16 protein-coding genes and 1 pseudogene are annotated in these 21488 nt (G+C 73.5%); 7 read left to right on the forward strand and 10 right to left on the reverse strand.

Annotated elements, in window-relative coordinates:
- Positions 1-62: 62 nt before the first annotated feature.
- The 3 genes from NX794_RS22380 to NX794_RS22390 all read right to left on the reverse strand — a co-directional run bounded on the left by NX794_RS22380 (position 63) and on the right by NX794_RS22390 (position 7261).
- Positions 63-1526, reverse strand: a complete 1464-nt coding sequence (locus NX794_RS22380; protein WP_258780500.1) for a glutamate synthase subunit beta — start codon at positions 1524-1526, stop codon at positions 63-65.
- Positions 1519-6030, reverse strand: coding sequence for a glutamate synthase large subunit (gltB, locus tag NX794_RS22385; protein ID WP_258780643.1), 4512 nt, complete (start codon positions 6028-6030; stop codon positions 1519-1521). Before gltB ends, NX794_RS22380 begins: the two co-directional genes overlap by 8 nt.
- 499 nt (positions 6031-6529) lie before the next feature.
- On the reverse strand, positions 6530-7261 hold the full coding sequence (locus tag NX794_RS22390; RefSeq protein WP_258780501.1) for a VIT1/CCC1 transporter family protein: 732 nt from the start codon (positions 7259-7261) through the stop codon (positions 6530-6532).
- 247 nt (positions 7262-7508) lie between these two features.
- On the opposite strand from NX794_RS22390, the pseudogene NX794_RS22395 reads away from it, so the two are divergent.
- The 7 genes and pseudogenes from NX794_RS22395 to NX794_RS22425 form a co-directional block, all read left to right on the forward strand.
- Positions 7509-8687: pseudogene (locus NX794_RS22395) on the forward strand (ADP-ribosylglycohydrolase family protein); the annotation flags it as partial.
- Positions 8688-8971: 284 nt separating this feature from the next.
- Entirely contained in the window at positions 8972-10105 is a 1134-nt protein-coding gene (locus tag NX794_RS22400; RefSeq protein ID WP_258780502.1) for an ADP-ribosylglycohydrolase family protein, read from the forward strand.
- Positions 10106-10113: 8 nt separating this feature from the next.
- The gene (locus NX794_RS22405; RefSeq protein WP_258780503.1) at positions 10114-11307 is read left to right on the forward strand and encodes an ADP-ribosylglycohydrolase family protein; all 1194 of its coding nucleotides are present in this window, start codon (positions 10114-10116) and stop codon (positions 11305-11307) included.
- Positions 11295-12701 carry an ADP-ribosylglycohydrolase family protein gene (locus NX794_RS22410; protein WP_258780505.1) on the forward strand — a complete coding sequence of 469 codons (1407 nt, stop codon included), beginning with the start codon at positions 11295-11297 and terminating at the stop codon, positions 12699-12701. The genes NX794_RS22405 and NX794_RS22410 overlap by 13 nt, the downstream gene beginning before the upstream one ends.
- Entirely contained in the window at positions 12698-13591 is an 894-nt protein-coding gene (rbsK, locus tag NX794_RS22415; protein ID WP_258780507.1) for a ribokinase, read from the forward strand. The genes NX794_RS22410 and rbsK overlap by 4 nt, the downstream gene beginning before the upstream one ends.
- Before the next feature lie 20 nt (positions 13592-13611).
- Positions 13612-14826, forward strand: coding sequence for a CaiB/BaiF CoA transferase family protein (locus NX794_RS22420; protein ID WP_258780508.1), 1215 nt, complete (start codon positions 13612-13614; stop codon positions 14824-14826).
- Positions 14823-15635, forward strand: a complete 813-nt coding sequence (locus NX794_RS22425) for an HpcH/HpaI aldolase/citrate lyase family protein (RefSeq protein WP_258780509.1) — start codon at positions 14823-14825, stop codon at positions 15633-15635. Before NX794_RS22420 ends, NX794_RS22425 begins: the two co-directional genes overlap by 4 nt.
- A gap of 85 nt (positions 15636-15720) precedes the next feature.
- Here the strand turns inward: NX794_RS22425 and lgt are convergent, their stop codons facing one another.
- From lgt to NX794_RS22460, 7 genes are all read right to left on the reverse strand, one after another.
- Entirely contained in the window at positions 15721-16683 is a 963-nt protein-coding gene (lgt, locus tag NX794_RS22430; protein ID WP_258780510.1) for a prolipoprotein diacylglyceryl transferase, read from the reverse strand.
- Between the two features lie 84 nt (positions 16684-16767).
- Positions 16768-17541 (reverse strand): DsbA family protein, encoded by a 774-nt coding sequence (locus tag NX794_RS22435; RefSeq protein WP_258780511.1) that lies wholly within the window; start codon positions 17539-17541, stop codon positions 16768-16770.
- A gap of 88 nt (positions 17542-17629) precedes the next feature.
- Positions 17630-18448: a tryptophan synthase subunit alpha gene (gene trpA / locus NX794_RS22440; RefSeq protein WP_258780513.1), complete on the reverse strand. Its 819-nt coding sequence runs from the start codon at positions 18446-18448 to the stop codon at positions 17630-17632.
- Positions 18445-19728, reverse strand: coding sequence for a tryptophan synthase subunit beta (trpB, locus tag NX794_RS22445; RefSeq protein ID WP_258780514.1), 1284 nt, complete (start codon positions 19726-19728; stop codon positions 18445-18447). Before trpB ends, trpA begins: the two co-directional genes overlap by 4 nt.
- Positions 19729-19818: 90 nt before the next feature.
- Positions 19819-20001, reverse strand: a complete 183-nt coding sequence (trpM, locus tag NX794_RS22450; protein ID WP_258780515.1) for a tryptophan biosynthesis modulator TrpM — start codon at positions 19999-20001, stop codon at positions 19819-19821.
- Positions 20002-20022: 21 nt separating this feature from the next.
- Positions 20023-20832: an indole-3-glycerol phosphate synthase TrpC gene (gene trpC / locus NX794_RS22455; protein ID WP_258780516.1), complete on the reverse strand. Its 810-nt coding sequence runs from the start codon at positions 20830-20832 to the stop codon at positions 20023-20025.
- Between the two features lie 143 nt (positions 20833-20975).
- Positions 20976-21431, reverse strand: a complete 456-nt coding sequence (locus tag NX794_RS22460; RefSeq protein WP_428985945.1) for a DUF2752 domain-containing protein — start codon at positions 21429-21431, stop codon at positions 20976-20978.
- Positions 21432-21488: the final 57 nt, after the last annotated feature.

Genomic DNA, 21488 nt, shown 5'->3' on the forward strand with positions numbered 1-21488 from the left:
GTCCGGGGGTGTCCCCTGGAGGACCCGCCCGTACGCCTTTGTACGGGACGTTCTGGGGGCCGTCAGACCGCGAGGGCGCGGTCTGTCGGGCGGATCGGGGCCGGCAGGTCGCTGGCTCCGGTCAGGTGGCGGTCGACTCCGCGGGCGGCCGAGCGGCCCTCCGCGATCGCCCAGACGATGAGGGACTGGCCGCGGCCGGCGTCACCGGCGACGAACACACCCGGGACGTTGGTCTGGAAGTCGGCGTCGCGGGCGATGTTACCGCGTTCGTCCAGGTCGAGGCCGAACTGGTCCACCAGGCCGTTGTCCCGGTCGGTGCCGGTGAAGCCCATCGCGAGGGTGACCAGCTGGGCCGGGATCTTGCGTTCGCTGCCCGGCTTCTGGGTCAACTTGCCGTCCACGAACTCGACTTCGGCCAGGTGCAGCCACTGCACGTTGCCGTCCTCGTCGCCCTCGAAGTGGGTGGTGGAGGCGGAGTAGATCCGCTCGCCGCCCTCCTCGTGGGCCGAGGTGACCTTGTAGAGGATCGGGAAGGTCGGCCAGGGCTGGCCGATCGGGTGCCGCTCGTCGTTCGGGCGGGGCATGATCTCCAGCTGGGTGACGGAGGCCGCGCCCTGCCGGTGGGCGGTGCCCACGCAGTCCGCGCCGGTGTCACCGCCGCCGATGACGACGACGTGCTTGCCCTCGGCCGAGATCGGCGGGCTGACGAAGTCGCCCTCCTGCACCTTGTTGGACAGGGGCAGGTACTCCATCGCCTGGTAGACCCCCTTCAGCTCGCGACCGGGCACCTGCAGGTCGCGGGCGGTGGTGGCACCGGCGGCGATCACGATCGCGTCGTACCGCTTCTTCAGGTCGCGGGCGCCCAGGTCCCGGCCGATCTCGACACCCGTACGGAAGCGGGTGCCCTCCGCGCGCATCTGCTCGATACGGCGGTTGATGTGCCGCTTCTCCATCTTGAACTCGGGGATGCCGTACCGCAGCAGGCCGCCGATGCGGTCCGCGCGCTCGTAGACGGCGACCGTGTGGCCGGCCCGGGTGAGCTGCTGGGCGGCGGCGAGACCGGCCGGTCCCGAGCCGATGACCGCGACCGTCTTGCCGGACAGGCGCTCGGGGATCTGCGGGGCGACGTCCCCGGTCTCCCAGGCCTTGTCGATGATCGAGACCTCGACGTTCTTGATGGTCACCGGCTGCTGGTTGATGCCGAGCACGCACGCGGACTCGCACGGCGCCGGGCACAGCCGGCCGGTGAACTCCGGGAAATTGTTGGTCGCGTGCAGGCGCTCCTGGGCGGCGGCCCAGTCCTCGCGGTAGGCGTAGTCGTTCCACTCGGGGATGAGGTTCCCGAGCGGACAGCCGTTGTGGCAGAACGGGATGCCGCAGTCCATGCACCGGCCGGCCTGCTTGCCGATGATCGGCAGCAGGGCGCCGGGGGCGTAGACCTCGTTCCAGTCCTTGACGCGCTCACCGACGGGACGGGTCTTGGCGACCTCGCGGCCGTGGTTCAGGAAGCCCTTCGGGTCAGCCATTGATCGCCGCCTCCATCATCTTCTCGGTGATCTCGGTCTCGGAGAGACCGGCTCGCTCGGCGGCGTCCTTGGCGGCGAGCACTGCCTTGTACGTGCTGGGGATGATCTTGCTGAAGCGCTCCACGGCGTTGTCCCAGTCGGCGAGCAGCTTGCCCGCGACAGTCGAACCTGTCTCCTCGGCGTGCCGGCGCACCACGTCGTGCAGCCACTGCCGGTCCGTCGCGTCCAGCGCCTCGACCGCGCCGGCGTTGCCGGCGTTGACGTTGTCGCGGTCCAGGTCGATGACGTACGCGATACCGCCCGACATGCCCGCCGCGAAGTTGCGGCCGGTCGGGCCGAGGACGACCGCGTGGCCGCCGGTCATGTACTCGCAGCCGTGGTCGCCCACGCCCTCGGAGACGACCAGCGCCCCGGAGTTGCGCACGCAGAACCGCTCTCCGGTACGGCCGCGCAGGAACAGCTCCCCGCCGGTGGCGCCGTAGCCGATGGTGTTGCCCGCGATGGTCGAGTACTCGGCGAGGTGGTCGGCCGCGCGGTCCGGGCGGACGACGATCCGGCCGCCGGAGAGGCCCTTGCCGACGTAGTCGTTGGCGTCGCCCTCCAGGCGCAGCGTGACGCCGTGCGGCAGGAACGCGCCGAAGGACTGGCCGGCGCTGCCGGTGAAGGTGATGTCGATGGTGTCCTCGGGCAGGCCCGCGCCGCCGAACCGCTTGGTCACCTCGTGGCCGAGCATGGTGCCGACCGTGCGGTTGATGTTGCGGATGGCGACCTGGGCGCGCACCGGGTGCGCCTCGGTGGCGTCGTTCACGGCGAGGGCGTCGGCGGCGAGCTTGATCAGCTCGTTGTCCAGCGCCTTCTCCAGACCGTGGTCCTGGGCGATGAGCTGGTGGCGGACGGCGCCCTCGGGCAGGTCCGGCACGTGGAACAGCGGCTCCAGGTCAAGGCCCTGCGCCTTCCAGTGGTCGACGGCGCGCTCGACGTCCAGCATCTCGGCGTGGCCGACGGCCTCCTCGATGGAGCGGAAGCCCAGCTCGGCGAGGAGTTCGCGGACCTCCTCGGCGATGAACCGGAAGAAGTTGACGACGTGCTCGGCCTGGCCGGCGAAGCGCTCGCGCAGCACCGGGTTCTGGGTGGCGATGCCGACCGGGCAGGTGTCCAGGTGGCAGACGCGCATCATGACGCAGCCGGCGACGACGAGCGGCGCGGTCGCGAAACCGAACTCCTCGGCGCCGAGCAGCGCGGCGACGACCACGTCCCGGCCGGTCTTGAGCTGGCCGTCGGTCTGCACCACGATGCGGTCGCGCAGTCCGTTGAGCAGCAGGGTCTGCTGCGTCTCGGCCAGACCCAGCTCCCAGGGACCGCCCGCGTGCTTGAGCGAGGTGAGCGGGGAGGCGCCGGTGCCGCCGTCGTGGCCGGAGATCAGGACGACGTCCGCGTGGGCCTTGGACACGCCGGCCGCGACCGTGCCGACGCCGACCTCGGAGACCAGCTTCACGTGGATGCGGGCGCCGGGGTTGGCGTTCTTCAGGTCATGGATGAGCTGCGCCAGGTCCTCGATGGAGTAGATGTCGTGGTGCGGCGGCGGGGAGATCAGGCCGACGCCCGGCGTGGAGTGCCGGGTCTTGGCGACCCAGGGGTAGACCTTGTGGCCGGGCAGCTGGCCACCCTCGCCGGGCTTGGCGCCCTGGGCCATCTTGATCTGGATGTCGTCCGCGTTGACCAGGTACTCGGAGGTGACGCCGAAGCGGCCGGAGGCGACCTGCTTGATTGCCGAGCGCCGCGCGGGGTCGTACAGGCGCTCGGGGTCCTCGCCGCCCTCGCCGGTGTTCGACTTGCCGCCGAGCTGGTTCATGGCGATGGCGAGGGTCTCGTGCGCCTCCTTGGAGATGGAGCCGTACGACATGGCGCCGGTGGAGAACCGCTTGACGATCTCCTCGACCGGCTCGACCTCGTCGACCGGGATGGCGGCGCGGTCGGACCTGAAGCCGAACAGGCCGCGCAGCGTCATCAGGCGCTCGGACTGCTCGTTCACCCGGTCGGTGTACTTCTTGAAGATGTCGAAGCGGCCGGAGCGGGTGGAGTGCTGGAGGCGGAAGACGGTCTCCGGGTCGAACAGGTGCGGTTCGCCCTCGCGGCGCCACTGGTACTCGCCGCCGATCTCCAGGGCGCGGTGCGCCGGGGCGATGCCGGAGGCCGGGTAGGCCTTGGCGTGGCGGGCGGCGACCTCCCGGGCGATGACGTCGATGCCGACGCCGCCGATCTTGGTGGCGGTGCCGTCGAAGTACTTCGCGACGAAGGCGTCGTCCAGGCCGACGGCCTCGAAGACCTGGGCGCCGCGGTAGGAGGCGACGGTGGAGATGCCCATCTTGGACATGACCTTCAGGACACCCTTGCCGAGGGCGTAGATCAGGTTCTGGATGCCCTTCTCGGGCTCGACGCCGGTGATGAAGGTGCCGGCGCGCAGCAGGTCCTCGACGGACTCCATCGCCAGGTACGGGTTGACGGCGGCGGCGCCGAAGCCGATCAGCAGGGCGACGTGGTGGACCTCGCGGACGTCGCCGGCCTCGACCAGCAGGCCCACGTGGGTGCGCTGCTTGGTGCGGATGAGGTGGTGGTGGACGGCCGCGGTGAGCAGCAGCGAGGGGATCGGCGCGTGCTCGGCGTCGGAGTGCCGGTCGGACAGGACGATCAGGCGGGCGCCGTTGTCGATGGCCGCGTCGGCCTCGGCGCAGATCTCCTCGATACGGGCGGCGAGGGAGTCGCCGCCGCCGGAGACCCGGTACAGACCGGAGAGGGTCGCGGCCTTGAAGCCGGGCATGTCGCCGTCGGCGTTGATGTGGATGAGCTTGGCCAGTTCGTCGTTGTCGATCACCGGGAAGGGCAGCACGACGGACCGGCAGGACGCGGCGCCCGGGTCGAGCAGGTTGCCCTGCGGGCCCAGCGAGGAACGCAGGGAGGTGACCAGTTCCTCGCGGATGGCGTCCAGCGGCGGGTTGGTGACCTGCGCGAACAGCTGGGTGAAGTAGTCGAAGAGCAGCCGGGGGCGCTCGGAGAGGGCGGCGATGGGCGAGTCGGTGCCCATGGAGCCGATCGGCTCGGCGCCGGTGCGGGCCATCGGGGCGAGGATGACGCGCAGCTCCTCCTCGGTGTACCCGAAGGTCTGCTGGCGGCGGGTGACCGAGGCGTGGGTGTGCACGATGTGCTCGCGCTCGGGCAGGTCGCCCAGTTCGATCTCGCCGGCCTCCAGCCATTCGGCGTACGGCTGCTCGGCGGCGAGGGACGCCTTGATCTCGTCGTCCTCGATGATGCGGTGCTCGGCGGTGTCCACCAGGAACATGCGGCCGGGCTGGAGGCGGCCCTTGCGGACCACCCGGGCCGGGTCGATGTCGAGGACGCCGACCTCGGAGCCGAGGACGACCAGGCCCTCGTCGGTCACCCAGTAGCGGCCGGGGCGCAGGCCGTTGCGGTCGAGGACGGCGCCGACCTGGGTGCCGTCGGTGAAGGTGACACAGGCGGGGCCGTCCCAGGGCTCCATCATCGTGGAGTGGAACTGGTAGAAGGCGCGCCGGTCCTCGTCCATGGCGGCGTGGTTCTCCCAGGCCTCCGGGATCATCATCAGCACGGAGTGCGGCAGCGAGCGCCCGCCCAGGTGGAGCAGCTCCAGCACCTCGTCGAAGGAGGCGGAGTCGGAGGCGTCCGGCGTACACACCGGGAAGACGCGGTCCAGGTTCTCCTGGGGGCCGAACAGGTCGGAGGCGAGCTGGGACTCGCGGGCGCGCATCCAGTTGCGGTTGCCCTTGACGGTGTTGATCTCACCGTTGTGCGCGACGAAGCGGTACGGGTGCGCGAGCGGCCACGACGGGAAGGTGTTCGTGGAGAACCGGGAGTGCACGAGCGCGATCGCGGAGGCGAAGCGGCGGTCGGACAGGTCCGGGAAGAAGGGCTCCAGCTGGCCGGTGGTCAGCATGCCCTTGTAGACGATGGTGCGGGCGGACAGCGACGGGAAGTACACGCCCGCCTCGCGCTCGGCGCGCTTGCGCAGCACGAACGCCTTGCGGTCCAGCGCGATGCCCTCGGCGGCGCCGTCCGTGACGAAGAGCTGCCGGAAGGCCGGCATGGTGGAGCGGGCGGTGGCGCCCAGCAGGCTGGGGGCGACGGGGACCTCGCGCCAGCCGAGGACGGTCAGGCCCGCCTCGCCGGCGATCGCCTCGATGGCGGCGACGGCGTCCGCGGTCCCGTCCTCGGGCAGGAAGGCGATGCCGACGGCGTAGGAGCCGGCGGCGGGCAGCTCGAATCCGGCCACCTCGCGGAAGAAGGCGTCCGGAACCTGGGACAGGATGCCCGCGCCGTCACCCGAATCGGGCTCGGAGCCGGTGGCACCGCGGTGCTCCAGGTTGCGCAGCACGGTGAGTGCCTGGTCCACCAGGGTGTGGGACGCCTCGCCGGTGAGAGTGGCGACGAAACCGACACCGCAGGCGTCGTGTTCGTCACGGGGGTCGTACATACCCTGCGCAGCAGGGCGAGCATCCATGAACGACCAGTTCTGGCCATTCGTGGTCTGCTGGGACGGCTGGCGCGGCGTACGCATCGGCTCTCCCGTCGTCGTCATGTGGCATGTGGCAGGTGCCGAGGGACGACGTTGGCCCTCTGCGGAGTGCAAAATTTCGTGCAGGTTACATGATGGGTCGGTTCTCGGGAACCGGATACTGCATTCCAACATGCGGACACCACAAGGTCGGTGACCGTGTGGCGCACGGGGCGGCGCGGGTGCCGCGCGGCGGCGGCGAAACAGGTACGGGGGCGTCGCGGACGAGATCGGTCGGATCGGTGTCCGTCGGACCCGGGGGGCGGGGAGGGCGTCGTCGGCCCCCTCCGCGGGAGGTGCTGCGAGATACGGCAGGCGTCATTGCCCGCGGTGCTTACGGCTCATGCCCGATGGGCGGGCCCTCGAAACCAGCAAGTAACAACTACTTATACAGTCCCTTGCATAAGTACCGTCTCGCTTATCCTACGGCCGTTCCGAACAGGACGCCCAGGGCGTACGTCACACCGGCCGCCGCACCGCCGAGCGCGAGCTGCCGCAGACCGCTGAACCACCAGGTGCGCGCGGTCACCCGGGCCACCACGGCACCGCAGCCGAAGAGCCCGGCGAGGGCGAGCAGCACGGCGGGCCACAGGACGGTCGCGCCGAGCAGGTACGGCAGCACGGGCAGCAGGGCGCCGAGGGCGAAGGAGCCGAAGGAGGACACGGCGGCGACCAGCGGGGAGGGCAGGTCGCCGGGGTCGATGCCCAACTCCTCGCGGGCGTGGATCTCCAGGGCCTGTTCGGGATCCTCGGACAGCTGCCGGGCGACCTGCCGGGCCAGCTCCGGCTCCACGCCCCGCGCCACGTACAGCGCGGCCAGCTCGTCCTCCTCGTCCTGGGGGTGCTTGCGCAGCTCACGGCGCTCGACGTCCAGCTCGGCCTGGACCAGCTCACGCTGGGAGGCGACGGAGGTGTACTCGCCGGCGGCCATGGAGAAGGCGCCGGCGGCGAGGCCGGCGAGCCCGGTGATGACGATCGTGTGCTGCCCGACGGAACCGCCGGCCACGCCGGTCATCAGCGCCAGGTTGGAGACGAGGCCGTCCATCGCGCCGAACACGGCCGGGCGCAGCCAGCCGCCGTTGACGTCGCGGTGGGTGTGGTTGTCGCGGTGCGCCTCGTGCAGCGCGGCCTCGGTGTCGATGATCGCCATGCGGACCCCCGGGAAGGTTAGCCGAAGCTAACTTTGGACGAGTTCTATCTTTTGACAACCCAGAATCTACGCCGATCATTCCCGCCCCGCCAGCAAGGAGAGCCTGGGCTAACCTGCGGCTTTATGGCTCATTGCTCATTTGAGCCACTATCTACTCGGATGCCGAGTGGGTGATGGACGTGCCCGGGAGGCACGCCGGAAGCCTTCCCGTGGGACACATCCGCAAAGGCGCGGAAGGAGGCCACCCATGGCAAGGATCGGGGACGCCGTCGGACTGCGGGAACGGGCGCGTGGCGCGCTGCTCGGACTCGCGGTCGGCGACGCGCTGGGGGCGCCGGCGGAGAACCTGCGGCCCTCCGAGATCCGCGCCCGCTGGGGCCGCATCACCGGTTACGTCGCCGAGCGGCCGTGCGGCACGGACGACACCGAGTACGCGATCTTCTCCGGTCTGCTGCTGGCCCGGCACGGCTCGGCCCTGACGCCGGCGCACGTGGAGGCGGCCTGGCACGAGTGGATCGCGGACCGGGCCGAGGGCCCCTTCCGGGGCGCGGGCTTCAGCGAGCGCGGCACGCTGGAGAACCTGCGCCGGGGCCTCGCCGCGCCGATCTCGGCCCAGCACCGGCACGCCTGGAGCGACGGGCTGGCGATGCGGGCGGCGCCGTTCGGGGTCTTCGCCGCCGGGCGCCCCGGCGAGGCGGCACGGCTGGTGGCGGTCGACGGCTCGGTCAGCCACGAGGGCGAGGGCATCTACGGCGGCCAGGCGGTCGCGGCGGGCGTGGCGGCGGCGATGGCGGGGGCGCCGGTCCCGGTGGTGGTGGCCGCGGCCCTCGCGGCCATCCCGGACGACTCCTGGACGGCCCGCTCGCTGCGCCGGGCGGTGACGGTGGCCCACCGGGGCGAGCGCGCGGTGCGCTCCGCGGTCGTGATCGGCGGCTACCCGTGGACCGACCTGGCCCCGGAGGCGGTGGCCCTCGCCTTCGGGGCGTACGCGGCGGCCGACGGCGACTTCCGCGAGGCGGTGCTGACGGCGGTCAACATGGGCCGCGACGCGGACACCACGGCGGCGGTGGCGGGCGCGCTGTCCGGCGCGACGCAGGGCCTCGCGGCCATCCCGCCGGCCTGGACCACCCCCATCGGCCCCGCCCGCGGCCGCTGCCTCCCCGCGATGGCCGGCCACCACATCCTGGACGTGGCCGAACTCCTGGTCCCGGAGGAGGGCGGGAAGTGGGGGGCGGGGGTGGTGCTGCCGGGGGTGGTGCCCGTGACGACGGCAGCGCTGCTACCGGACGCTGTGCCCGTGCCGGGAGCGGAGGCCGTCCCGGGGGCTGTGGCGGAGCCGTCGGGGGCGGCCGTACGGGCGGGTGGTTCGGAGGCTCTGCCTGAGTGTCCACCGGCAACGATCCCCGACGCGGTGGCTGCGGCCGGGGACGCCTTGCCGGGGGCTCGGCCCGCTGTGGAGGAGGAGTGCCTGGCCGGGGGTGTGAGGGAGGAGGAGCCGGGGGCAGCGCAGGCCTGGACGGCCGGTTCTGCCCAGGAGCCGCCTCCCACGTCCACTCTCCGGCCCACCGAGTCGGGTGGTGGGTGGGCGAAGGAGCGGGGGTCCAGGGGGCGGAGCCCCTTGGACGGGGCGGGCAGCGCCGGGTACCCCCACGGCGAAGGGCACCTGGTCGAAGCGAGCAACACCGGGCACCCCGGCAGCGAGGGTCGGCTGTGACGGGCCGCCCTGAGGAGCCGCGTCGTATCGAGGGGCTGCTGCTGGGCCTGGCCGCGGGCGACGCCGCCGGCTGGCCGGCCGCCCGGCACCGGGCCGCCCGTATGCCCGAGTGGACCCGCCGCCTCACCCGGGAACTGGACACCTTCGCGGAGCAGAACGCCACCACCACCCTCCCCGTGCCGATCGCCCTGAACCAGCCCCCCGAGCCCCTCCGGCTCGGCCCCTCCGACGACGCCGAGTGGGCGGTGTTCGCGGCCGAGGCGGTGCTGCGGGCCGGCGACGACGACGTCCTCGGCGACCTCAGCCGGGACCGCCGTATGCGCGCCGCCATCGACCTCACCTGGACCGCCGTCGCCTCCGAGGTCGCCGCCGCGGCGGACCGCGCCCCCGAGATCGAGTCGGCCGTCCTCCCCCTGCGTGCCCGTATCTCCGTCCGCGCCGGCCTCGGCAACCTCGCCGCCGGCCTGCGCCCGCCCGCCACCGGCCACGACAACCCGCACTACTTCGACGACGCCGCCTGCGTCCGCGCCTGTGTCCTCGCCACCGCCCACCCCGGCGACCCGGAACGCGCGGCCGCCCTGGCGGAGTTCGACGCCCGCTACACCCAGGACGGCGACGGCGTGCACGGCGCCCGCGCGATGGGCGCGGCCCTCTCCCTCGCCCTCATCGGCGCCGGAACCGACACCTGCGTCACCGCCGCCCTCGCCGAACTGCCCGCCGACACGGAGATCGGCCGCAACACCCGCCACGCCCTGGCCCTCGCCGAGGACACCGACTCCGCCTTCGCCCTGGTCCCGCTCCTGGAACACCAGATCGTCGACCACGTCTACAGCTACGGCATCGCCGCCGCCGAGACCGTCCCCGTCGCCCTCGCGCTGGCCACCGCCGCCCGCGGCCGCCTCGCCGAGGCCGTACCCGCCGCCGCCTGCCTGTCCCGAGTCGCCGACTCCGCCCCCGCCCTCGCGGGCGCCCTCACCGGTGCCCTCGGCGGCGGCGCGGCCGTCCCCGCCGCCTGGCGGGACGCCTGCCGTCTGCTGTCCGGCTGCGCCCTGCCCTGCCTCACCGGCACCGACCTGGTGGAACTCGCCGGACTCCTGGAAGCGGTGCGACCGGCCCGTCCAGGGGGATGATTCGGGGCATGACGCCCAAAGAACAGGAAAACCACAGGGAGCAGGAAAACCACGGGCCCGGCCTCGACGAGCGGATCAGCGCCGCACTCGTCGGTGCCGCCGTCGGCGACGCGCTCGGCGGCCCCGTCGAGGGCTGGTCCCCGGACCAGATCGCCGAGCGCCACGGCGGCCGGATCCACGGCATCGTCGGCCCCTGGTACGGCGACGACTGGCGCACCGCCCGCCCCATCGCGCCGTACCACAAGGGCGACGGACACGTCACCGACGACACCCTGATGACGCACGCGCTGGTCCGGGTCTACGACACCGTCCGCGACCACCTGGACGCCTACGCGGTCGCCGAGCACCTGGTCCCGGACCTGATGACCAACCCCCGCTGGATCCCGGAGCTGGAGGCCGAGGCGCTGCCGCTGCACCGGGTCTTCCTCGCCGAGAAGTGGCTGGTGGCCCGGCTCGCCTACGGCCACGCCGACCCCCGCGAGGCGGGCACCGGCAACATCGTCAACTGCGGTGCGGCGATGTACATGGCACCCGTCGGCCTGGTCAACGCGGCGCATCCGGCCGCCGCCTACGCCGAGGCCCTGGACATCGCGGGCGCGCACCAGTCGTCGTACGGCCGGGAGGCGGCCGGTGTCCTCGCCGCGGCCGTCGCCGCCGCCACCGCGCCCGGCGCCACCCCGGACTCGGTCGTCGCCGCCTGCCTCGCCCTGGCCAAGGACGGCACCCGTACCGCCATCGAGCAGGTCTGCGAAGTCGCCGCCCGGCACACGGACTTCGAGTCGGCGTTGGAGCCGCTGCGCGCGGCGGTCGCCCCGTACGACACGGTCGGCCCCGACTACCGCGCCCCCTCCCTGGCCGCCCGCCGCCCCTCCCGGCTGCACTCCGTCGAGGAACTCCCGGTCGCGCTCGGCATGGTGCTGGTCGCGGGCGGCGACTTCCGGCACGCGGTGCTCGGCGCGGTGAACTACGGCCGCGACTGCGACTCGATCGCCACGATGGCCGGCGCCGTCGCGGGCGCGCTCGGCTCGCCGGTGCCCGAGGAGTGGGCGAAGACGGTCGCGGAGTCCAGCCGCCTCGACCTGTGGGAGCCGGGCCGCGTTCTCACCTCGGTCACCCGGGAGGTCTTCGGCAAGGATGTCCGGCGCCGGCGCGCGCACGAGCGGGCGTTCGCCGCGCTGGGAGGCTCCCCGTGCTCCGACTGACCTGGGTCCAGCCCGAGGACCTGCTCGGCCACGAGCTGCGCCAGGCGCGCCTGGACGGGCGTGAGCCCCGGGCGATCGAGCGGCGGTGGCGGGCCGCGGGCGGCCCGGACGCGCCGGAGCGGGCGGGCGCCTCCGCGCACCGCGTCTCCCGCTACCTGCGGCTGCTCGCGGACGACCTGCTGGACGAACTCGCCGACCTGCCCAGCCGATTGGCCGAGGACGAGCCGACCGACCTCGCCGCCATCAGGGCGCTGTGCCCCGACTGGCCCGCGCCCGTGGGCGGCGAGCGCGGCGAGGGCCGGCAGCCGGCCGCGCTGGAGGCCGCCTGGCTCGGCCGGGCGGTCGGCTGCCTGCTCGGCAAACCCGTGGAGAAGCTGCCCCTGGCCGGCATCCGCGCCCTCGCGAAGGCCACCGGCAACTGGCCCCTCGCCGGGTACTTCACCGCTCGGGGCGTCCCGCCCGAACTGCTCGACCGGTACCCGTGGAACCGGCGTTCGGCCACGAACTCCCTCGCCGAGAACATCGACGGCATGCCCGAGGACGACGACCTCAACTACCCCCTGCTCAACCTCCTGTTGCTCCAGCGCCACGGCAGGTCCTTCGGCACCGCGGACGTGGCCCGGCTCTGGCTGGACGAACTTCCGCCGGGCCGTACCTTCACCGCCGAGCGCATCGCCTTCCGCAACCTGCTCTGCGGCATCGAGCCCCCGCACACCGCCCGGCACCGCAACCCGTTCCGCGAGTGGATCGGCGCCCTGATCCGCGCCGACGTGCACGGCTGGACCAACCCCGGCGACCCCGGAGCGGCGGCCGAACAGGCCCACCGGGACGCGGTGTTGACGCACACCGGCAACGGTGTCTACGCGGCGATGTTCACGGCCGCCGTGATCGCCGCCGCGGCCACCGGCAGCCAGGACGCGCACGCCTGTCTGCGCACCGGCCGGGCGGTCGTCCCGCCGCGCTCCCGGCTCGCGGGGGCCATCGACCACGCCCTGCGGCTGGCGGCCGGGCACGAGGACTTCGACGACGTCGTGGACGCGCTGCACGCCGCCCACGGCGCCGGCCACCACTGGGTGCACGCCGTGCCCAACACCGCGCTGACCGTCGCGGCCCTCGCCCACGCCGACGGTGACTTCACGGGCGCCGTCCGCCGTGCCGTGTCCGGCGGCTGGGACACCGACTCCAACGGCGCCACCGCCGGCTCCGTCGCCGGACTGCTCGCGGGCGACCCGGCCGCCCTGCCCGAGCACTGGCGGGCCCCGCTGAAGAACCGGCTCGCCAGCAGCGTCGCCGACTTCGACGGCGTCGGCTTCGACTCCCTCGCCCAGCTCACCCATCAGCTCACCCACCAGCTCCCCGACCAGGTCACGCACCCGGAGGCGACCCGCCCATGACCCATATCGCCGTCCTCGGCAGCACCAACATGGACCTCGTCACCTATGTCGGCAGGGCCCCGCAGCGCGGCGAGACCGTGACCGGACGGGAGTTCCGCACGGTCCCCGGCGGCAAGGGCGCCAACCAGGCGATCGCCGCGGCCCGCGCCGGCGCCACCGTGTCGATGATCGGCGCGGTCGGCACCGACGCGGACGGCACGCGGCTGCGCGAGACCCTCGAACACTCCGGTGTGGACACCGACTTCCTGCGCACGGTCGAGGGCCCCTCCGGCACCGCGCACATCGTCGTGGACGACGAGGGCGGCAACTCCATCGTCGTCGTCCCCGGCGCGAACGGCACCGTCGACCACCTCGCCCCCGGCGACGAGGGGGTGATCGCCTCCGCCGACGCCCTGCTGCTCCAACTGGAGATCCCGCTCGACGCGGTCCTCGCGGGCGCGCAGGCCGCCCGCCGGCACGGGGTGCGTACGGTCCTCACGCCGGCGCCCGCCCAGCCGCTGCCGCCCGACCTGCTGGAGGCGACCGACCTGCTGGTGCCGAACGAGTACGAGGCGGTCACCCTCACCGGCCGCACCGACCCGCGCGAGGCCGCCGCCGCCCTGCTGGAGCTGGTCCCGGAGGTCGTCGTGACCCTGGGCGCGACCGGCTGCCTGTACGTGGCCCGGGGCGTCGAGCCACTGGTGGTGCCCGCGCCCGCGGTGACCGCCGTCGACTCCACGGGCGCCGGCGACACCTTCGCGGGGACGCTCGCGGTGGCCCTCGCCGAGGAGAAGCCGGTGCGGGAGGCGCTGTCCTGGGCGGCGGCCGCGGCGGCCATCTCGGTGCAGCGGGAAGGGGCGTCGGCGTCGATGCCGTACCGCCCGGAGATCGACGCCGGGTTCACCGCGTGAGCGGCCCGGACCCGAGCCGCGTGAGCGGCCCCGACCCGACGGCTCCGGCCGCCCCCGCCCTGGACGGTCTGCGGATCCTGGACCTCGCGACCCTGTTCGCCGGCCCGCTGGCCGCCACCCTGCTCGGTGACTTCGGCGCCGAGGTGATCAAGGTGGAGCATCCCCGGCGGCCCGACCCCTCACGCGGGCACGGGCCCGCCAAGCACGGGGTCGGGCTGTGGTGGAAGGTGCTCGGCCGCAACAAGCGCACCCTCACCCTGGACCTGTCCACGCCCGGCGGCCGGGACGTCCTGCTGCGGCTCGCCGCCACGGCCGACGTGGTGATCGAGAACTTCCGCCCCGGCACCCTGGAGAAGTGGCACCTGGGCTGGGCCGAGCTGTCCGCCGCCAACCCCCGGCTGGTGCTGGCCCGCGTCACCGCCTTCGGCCAGTACGGCCCCTACGCGCACCGGCCCGGGTTCGGCACCCTGGCCGAGGCCATGAGCGGGTTCGCCGCGATCACCGGCGAGCCGGACGCGCCGCCGACACTGCCGCCGTTCGGCCTCGCGGACTCGGTCGCGGGCCTGGCCACCGCCTGCGCGGTGCTGACGGCACTGGCCGCGCGCGAGCGCACCGGTGCCGGGCAGGTCGTCGACATGGCCATCATCGAGCCGATCCTCGCGGTCCTCGGCCCCCAGCCCACCTGGTACGACCAGCTCGGCTACGTCCAGGAGCGCACCGGCAACCGCTCCGCGAACAACGCCCCGCGCAACACCTACCGCACGGCCGACGGCACCTGGCTCGCCGTCTCCACCTCCGCGCAGTCGGTCGCCGAGCGCGTCATGCGGCTGGTCGGCCGCCCGGACCTGATCGAGGAGCCGTGGTTCGCCACCGGTGCCGACCGGGCGGCGCACGCCGACGTGCTGGACGAGGCGGTCGGCGCCTGGATCGCCGCCCGGCCCCGGGACGAGGTGCTGGCGGCCTTCGAGAAGGCGGAGGCCGCGGTGGCCCCGGTGCAGGACGTCCGGGACGTGCTGGCCGACCCCCAGTACCAGGCGCTGGACACGGTCACCACCGTCGCCGACCCGGAGCTGGGGCCGCTGCGCATGCAGAACGTGCTCTTCCGGCTCTCCGCGACCCCCGGCGCGATCCGCTGGGCGGGGCGCCGGCACGGTGCCGACACCGAGGCGGTCCTCACCGAGCTGGGCCTCGGGGCGGCCGAGATCGCCGCCCTGCGCGAGGCGGGCGCCCTGTGACCCGGTTCCCGCTGACCTGGCTCTACGTCCCCGGCGACCGCCCGCATGTGGTGGCCAAGGCGCTGGCGGCGGGCGCCGACGTGGTGGTGGTCGACCTGGAGGACGCGGTCGCCCCGGACCGCAAGGCGTACGCCCGCGACGCCACGGCCGACCTGCTCTCGGCCAGCCGGCCGGTTCCGGTGCACGTCCGCGTCAACGCCCTGGACGGGCCCTGGGCGGCGGCCGATCTGAGGGCCCTGGCGACCCTGCCGGGCCTGTGCGGGCTACGGCTGCCGAAGGTGACCTCGCCCGAGCAGATCCGGCGGGTCGCCGTGGCCACGCCGGTGCCGCTGTACGCACTACTGGAATCGGCGCTCGCCATCGAGCACGCGTACGCCATCGCCGGGGCGCATCCGGCGCTGCGGGGCGTCTCGCTGGGCGAGGCCGACCTCCGGGCCGACCTGGGGGTACGGGCCGACGCGGGCCTGGACTGGCCGCGCTCCCGGCTGGTCGTCGCCGCCCGCGCCGCCGGGCTCGCCCCGCCGGCGCAGTCCGTCCACCCCGACATCCGGGACCTGGACGGCCTCGCCGCGTCCTGCGCCCACGGCCGCGCCCTGGGCTTCCTGGGCCGGGCGGCGATCCACCCCCGCCAGCTCCCGGTCATCGAGCGGGCCTATCTGCCCACCCCCGCCGAACTGGAACAGGCCGAGACGGTCCTCAAGGCGGCGGCCACCGATCCCGGCGCCCAGGCCCTGCCCGACGGCCGTTTCATCGACGCGGCGGTGGTGGCCATGGCCCACCGGACCCTGTCCCTGGTCCACCGGGAATGACGGCCGCCACCGGTCCCGTGGTGGTGCGCACGCGCCGAGGGCGCCCGGAATGCTCCGGGCGCCCTCGGCGTCGTACCGCCGTGGCTCAGCTCTTCTTCGGGGCCGGTTCGGCGGGCTCGGCCTCCGGAGTCTCCTGCTTCTCCGCGTTCTCCGGTTCCGCGGGCTTCTCGACCGTGGGCGCGGTCTCCTGGCCGGCGGGGGCCGGGTCCGTGTCGTCGGCCGGCGTCTCGGGGAGACCCCGCTCGACCACGGCCTCGCGGCCCGGCCGCTTCTTCGCGGAGATCACGATGTACGCGACGGCCAGCAGGAAGACGATCAGCGCCGTCCAGTCGTTCAGGCGCAGCCCCAGGATGTGGTGGGCGTCGTCCACCCGCATGTACTCGATCCAGCCCCGGCCCACGCAGTACGCGGCGACATAGAGCGCGAAGGCCCGGCCGTGTCCCAGCGTGAAGCGGCGGTCGGCCCAGATGACGAGCAGGGCGACGCCGACGCACCACAGGGACTCGTAGAGGAACGTCGGGTGGTAGTACCCGGGCACCCGGCCGCCCTCGGAGGAGGTGATGTGCAGCGCCCACGGCACATGCGTCTCGCGTCCGTACAGCTCCTGGTTGAACCAGTTGCCCCAGCGGCCGATGGCCTGCGCGACCGCGATGCCCGGCGCCACCGCGTCGGCGTACGCGGGCATCGGCACGCCCCGGCGCCGCGCCCCGATCCACGCGCCCAGCGCGCCGAGCGCGATCGCGCCCCAGATCCCGAGACCGCCCTCCCACACCTTGAAGGCGTCCACCCAGTCCCGGCCCTCGCTGAAGTACAGCTCGTAGTCCGTGATCACGTGGTAGAGCCGGCCGCCGACCAGGCCGAACGGGACGGCCCAGACGGCGATGTCGGCGACCGTGCCGGACGTGCCGCCGCGGGCGATCCAGCGCTTGTTGCCGAGCCAGACGGCGACGAAGACGCCGATGATGATGCAGAAGGCGTAGCCGCGCAGCGGGATGGGGCCGAGGTACAGCACCCCGTGCGACGGGCTGGGAATGTAGGCAAGTTCCATGGCAGGTCCGACGCTACCGTGCCGGGCCGTGGGGACGGCAAGCGGTCCGGCAACGGCTCCATAACGGGAGGCGAGGAGGAATCCTCACCCCTTGTTCGCGTCCTCCACCCTCTTCTTGAGCTTGTCCGGGGTCATCGTCTGGTCCGCGTAGATGTTCTTGCCGTCGAAGAGGACCGTCGGCGTGCCGTTGTACCCGCCGGCGGCGAAGGCCTTGTGGGACTTGTCCACCCAGCTGTTGTGGGTGCCCTTCCGCACGCACGAGCGGAAGGCGGGCGTGTCCAGTCCGGGGACCTTCCCGGCCAGCTCGATCAGCTTGGCGTCGCTGCCGAAGGCGTCGTCGGACTCCTTGGGCTGGTTCGCGTACAGCACGTCGTGGAAGTCGCGGAACTTCCCGGCGTCCTGGGCGCAGGCGGCGGCGTTGGCGGCGCGCAGCGAGCCGGAGCCGCCGAGATTGCCGTCGATCAGGCGGACCAGGTGGTAGTCGATTCTGAGCTTTCCGGTGTCGGCCAGTTCGTGCAGCGTCGGCCGGTACGCCGTCTCGAAGGCCTGGCAGGCCGGGCAGCGGAAGTCCTCCCAGACGGTGAGCGTCGCCTTGGCGCCGTCCTTGCCGACCGGGATGGCGAGGCCGTCCTTGCCCTGCGCCCCGGAGGGCGCGACCGCCGGGCCCGCCTTGCCGCCCTTGTCCTTGCCCGAGTTGGCGGCGACCACGCCGATCACCGCCGCGAGGCCCAGGACGCAGAGGACGCTCGCGCCCACGATCAGCGTCCGCCGCCGCTTCTCCGTGGTCTTCTGCTTCTCGCGGTCGGCCGCCAGCCGCTCCCGGGCCGTGCGCTTTCCGTCACGGTTCTTCTCGCTCACACCCCCAGAACGAACCGGGGAGGCGCAGCGCGCCTCCCCGGTCCCAGGTCCACCCGTTCGAGTGACCGAATGTTCCAGGTTGCCGCCGTTACGCCCGGCGGCGCACGCCCTTGGCCAGGTCTCCGGCCAGCTCGCGGACCGCCGCCACCCCGGCCGCGTGGTCGGGGGCGTCCAGCATCCGCTTGACGAACGCCGAGCCGACGATGACGCCGTCGGCGAAACCGGCCACCTCGGCGGCCTGGGCCGCGTCGGAGACGCCGAGCCCGACGCAGACGGGCAGGCCGGTGCCGGTGGCGCGGGTGCGCTCGACCAGGTCCCGGGCCTGCGAGCCGACCGACTCCCGGGTGCCGGTGACGCCCATCAGCGAGGCGGCGTAGACGAAGCCGCTGCCCGCCGCGGTGATCTGCGCGAGCCGCTCGTCCCGGCTGCTGGGCGCCACCACGAAGACGGTCGCGAGGCCGTGCTTCTCGGCGTGCTCCCGCCACAGCGCCGACTCCTGGACCGGCAGGTCGGGCAGGATGCAGCCCGCGCCGCCCGCCTCGGCCAGCTCGGCGGTGAAGCGCTCCACGCCGTAGCGGTCGACGGGGTTCCAGTAGGTCATGACCAGGACGGGCTTGCCGGTCGCGGCGAACGCCTCCCGGACCGTGCGCAGCACGTCGGCGATCCGCACGCCGCCGCGCAGGGCGATGTCGTCGGCGGTCTGGATGACCGGGCCGTCGAGGACCGGGTCGCTGTGCGGCAGACCGACCTCCACGACGTCGGCGCCGCCGTCGAAGACGGCCTTGACGGCCTCGATGCCCCCGTCCACGGTCGGGAAACCGGCCGGCAGGTAGGCGATGAGCGCGGAGCGGTCCTCGGCCCTGGCGGCGGCGAGGGTGTCGCTCAACAGCTGGATGTTCCCGCTCACTTGGCGTCCCCCTCGATCTCGGCGGTGTGGGCTTCGTCGGCGGCGACCTCGGCGTCGGTGTCGTAGAGGCCGAAGTAGCGCGCCGCGGTGTCCATGTCCTTGTCGCCGCGGCCGGAGAGGTTGACGACGATCAGCCCGTCCGGGCCCAGTTCGCGGCCGATCTCCAGGGCGCCGGCGAGGGCGTGGGCGCTCTCGATGGCCGGGATGATGCCCTCGGTGCGGGACAGCAGGCGCAGGGCCCGCATGGCCGCGTCGTCGGTGACCGCGCGGTACTCGCCGCGGCCGGAGTCCTTCAGGTAGGAGTGCTCGGGGCCGATGCCCGGGTAGTCGAGACCGGCCGAGATCGAGTACGGCTCGGTGATCTGGCCCTCCTCGTCTTGGAGGACGTAGGACCGGGAGCCGTGCAGGATGCCGGGCTCGCCGGCGGTGAGGGTGGCCGCGTGCTCGCCGCTCTCGATGCCGTGGCCGGCCGGCTCGCAGCCGACGAGGCGGACACCCTCGTCGGGGATGAAGGCGTGGAAGAGGCCGATGGCGTTGGAGCCGCCGCCGACGCAGGCGATGGCGGCGTCCGGCAGCCGGCCGGCGCGCTCCAGGAGCTGGCGGCGGGCCTCGACGCCGATCACCCGGTGGAAGTCGCGGACCATGGCCGGGAAGGGGTGGGGGCCGGCGACGGTGCCGAAGAGGTAGTGCGTGTGGTCGACGTTGGCGACCCAGTCCCGGAACGCCTCGTTGATGGCGTCCTTGAGGGTGCGGCTGCCGGACTTCACGGCGACGACCTCGGCGCCGAGCATGCGCATCCGGGCCACGTTGAGGGCCTGGCGCTCGGTGTCGACCTCACCCATGTAGATCGTGCAGTCGAGGCCGAACAGGGCGCAGGCGGTGGCGGTGGCGACACCGTGCTGGCCGGCGCCGGTCTCGGCGATGACCCGGGTCTTGCCCATCCGCTTGGTGAGCAGGGCCTGGCCGAGGACGTTGTTGATCTTGTGCGAGCCGGTGTGGTTCAGGTCCTCGCGCTTGAGGAACACCCGGGCGCCGCCGGCGTGTTCGGCGAACCTCGGCACCTCGGTGAGGGCGCTGGGGCGGCCGGTGTAGATCAGCAGCAGGTCGTCCAGTTCGCGGGCGAACTCGGGGTCGGCCTTGGCCTTGTCGTACTCGACGGCGACCTCGTCCACGGCGGCGACGAGGGCCTCCGGGATGAACTTGCCGCCGAACGCGCCGAAGTAGCCCTCGGCGCTCGGCACCTGGCCGGTGGGGTCGGGAATGAAGAACTCGCTGGGCATGCGGAAACCTCACGGTGAGTGCGGGAAAGACACGTCGCGCCGTGGGGGCGGAGCCTGTCGGGCGGCCTCAGGCCGGAACCGGCCGACCGCTCAGTTCTCCGCGCCCCTCCGGGCGCGCTGCCATCGCATGCCGTTGACCTGGCCGGGTTCGTCGCCGATGACGTATCGCACGCGGCGGCCGTGGACGCGCCGGGCGGGGGCGCGGCAGCCCCTCGGGCGGCAGCCGCGCGCCAGGCCGGCGTAGCGGTCCAGGGTCGTCATGGCGGGGGTCATCGGGCTCAGCCTAGCGGGTGGTCAGCCGCGTCCGTGGCGCAGTGCGGGGTGCTCCCCCGCCGCGACCAGGTCGGACACGGCGGTCTTCGGGTCGCGCCCGGTGACCAGGGACTCGCCCACCAGCACCGCGTCGGCGCCGGCGTTGGCGTAGGCGATCAGGTCGTGCGGGCCGCGCACGCCGGACTCGGCCACCTTCACGCAGGTGTCCGGGATCTCGGGGGCGATCCGCTCGAAGGTGCCGCGGTCGACCTCCAGCGTCTTCAGGTTGCGCGCATTCACGCCGATGATCTTCGCGCCCGCGTCGACGGCGCGCTCGATCTCGTCCTCGTCGTGCACCTCGACGAGGGGGGTGAGGCCGATGGAGACGGCCCGCTCGATCAGCGACTCCAGGGCCGACTGGTCGAGGGCGGCCACGATCAGCAGGGCGAGGTCGGCGCCGTACGCGCGGGCCTCCCACAGCTGGTACGAGGTGACGATGAAGTCCTTGCGCAGCACCGGGATGTCCACCCGCGCGCGGACGGCCTCCAGGTCGGCGAGGGAGCCGCCGAAGCGGCGCTGTTCGGTGAGGACGGAGATGACGGCCGCGCCGCCCGCCTCGTAGTCCGCGGCCAGCCCGGCCGGGTCGGCGATCGCGGCCAGCGCGCCCTTGGAGGGGCTGGAGCGCTTGACCTCGCAGATCACCTTCACGCCGTCGCCCTTGAGCGCGGCCACCCCGTCCTTGGCGGCGGGGGCCTTGGCCGCGCGCTCCTTGAGCTCGTCGAGGCTGACGCGCGCCTGCCGCTCCGCGAGGTCGGCACGGACTCCGTCGATGATCTCGTCGAGCACACTCACGCGAGCGGCCCCCTTCCTGGCGGTGGTTCCCTCGGGTTCCCCAGGTTCGGTGAACCCGTCGTCACTCGATGGTATCCGCCGAGGCCCGAAGGCCTCGCATCCGGTGGTGGGCGGTCCCACCACCTGGACATTTCGCCGCGTCGTCAGGGCCGCAGCCAGCCTCCGAAGGGCAGGTTGCGCAGCACCGTGAAGGCGAGCAGCAGTCCCCCGGCCGCCCAGAGCTGGGCGCGCCCCAGGCCGAGCCGGAACGGTCCGCCGCGCACGGTGCGGACCGCCCAGACGGTCCACAGCACGGCGAAGGCCAGGTAGGCGGCGACGCCCAGCGCGTTGTCCCGCAGCGCGCCGAGGAGGTCGCCGTGCACGAAGGCGTGCGCGCTCCGCAGCCCGCCGCAGCCGGGGCAGTACAGGCCGGTGAGGCCGTACAGCGGGCAGACGGGGTAGTGGCCGGGCTGGTTGGGGTCGACGGCGCCCACATAGGCGACGGCTCCGGCGACGGCCGCGAGCAGCCCGGCGGGCACGGCGAGCCGCCGCCACACGGGGGCGTCCGGCGCGGAGGACGCGAAGCGGGCCACAGGGCTGTCGTCGTTCACAGGGGGCATTCTGCCCGGCCTCACGGGCACGCGCGCGTGCGGCGCCCGCCCGCGTACGTCGAAAGG

The organism is Streptomyces pyxinicus (assembly GCF_024753135.1).
Lineage (GTDB): Bacteria > Actinomycetota > Actinomycetes > Streptomycetales > Streptomycetaceae > Streptomyces > Streptomyces pyxinicus.

What these genes read in the sequence shown, in the direction of transcription:
- lgt (WP_258780510.1), bottom strand. Translation starts at nt 16,683, where the DNA reads ATGGAACTTGCCTACATTCCCAGCCCGTCGCACGGGGTGCTGTACCTC.
- trpM (WP_258780515.1), bottom strand. Translation starts at nt 20,001, where the DNA reads ATGACCCCCGCCATGACGACCCTGGACCGCTACGCCGGCCTGGCGCGC.
- gltB (WP_258780643.1), bottom strand. Translation starts at nt 6,030, where the DNA reads ATGTACGACCCCCGTGACGAACACGACGCCTGCGGTGTCGGTTTCGTC.
- NX794_RS22390 (WP_258780501.1), bottom strand. Translation starts at nt 7,261, where the DNA reads ATGGCGATCATCGACACCGAGGCCGCGCTGCACGAGGCGCACCGCGAC.
- trpB (WP_258780514.1), bottom strand. Translation starts at nt 19,728, where the DNA reads ATGCCCAGCGAGTTCTTCATTCCCGACCCCACCGGCCAGGTGCCGAGC.
- NX794_RS22460 (WP_428985945.1), bottom strand. Translation starts at nt 21,431, where the DNA reads ATGCCCCCTGTGAACGACGACAGCCCTGTGGCCCGCTTCGCGTCCTCC.
- NX794_RS22405 (WP_258780503.1), top strand. Translation starts at nt 10,114, where the DNA reads ATGACGCCCAAAGAACAGGAAAACCACAGGGAGCAGGAAAACCACGGG.
- NX794_RS22380 (WP_258780500.1), bottom strand. Translation starts at nt 1,526, where the DNA reads ATGGCTGACCCGAAGGGCTTCCTGAACCACGGCCGCGAGGTCGCCAAG.
- rbsK (WP_258780507.1), top strand. Translation starts at nt 12,698, where the DNA reads ATGACCCATATCGCCGTCCTCGGCAGCACCAACATGGACCTCGTCACC.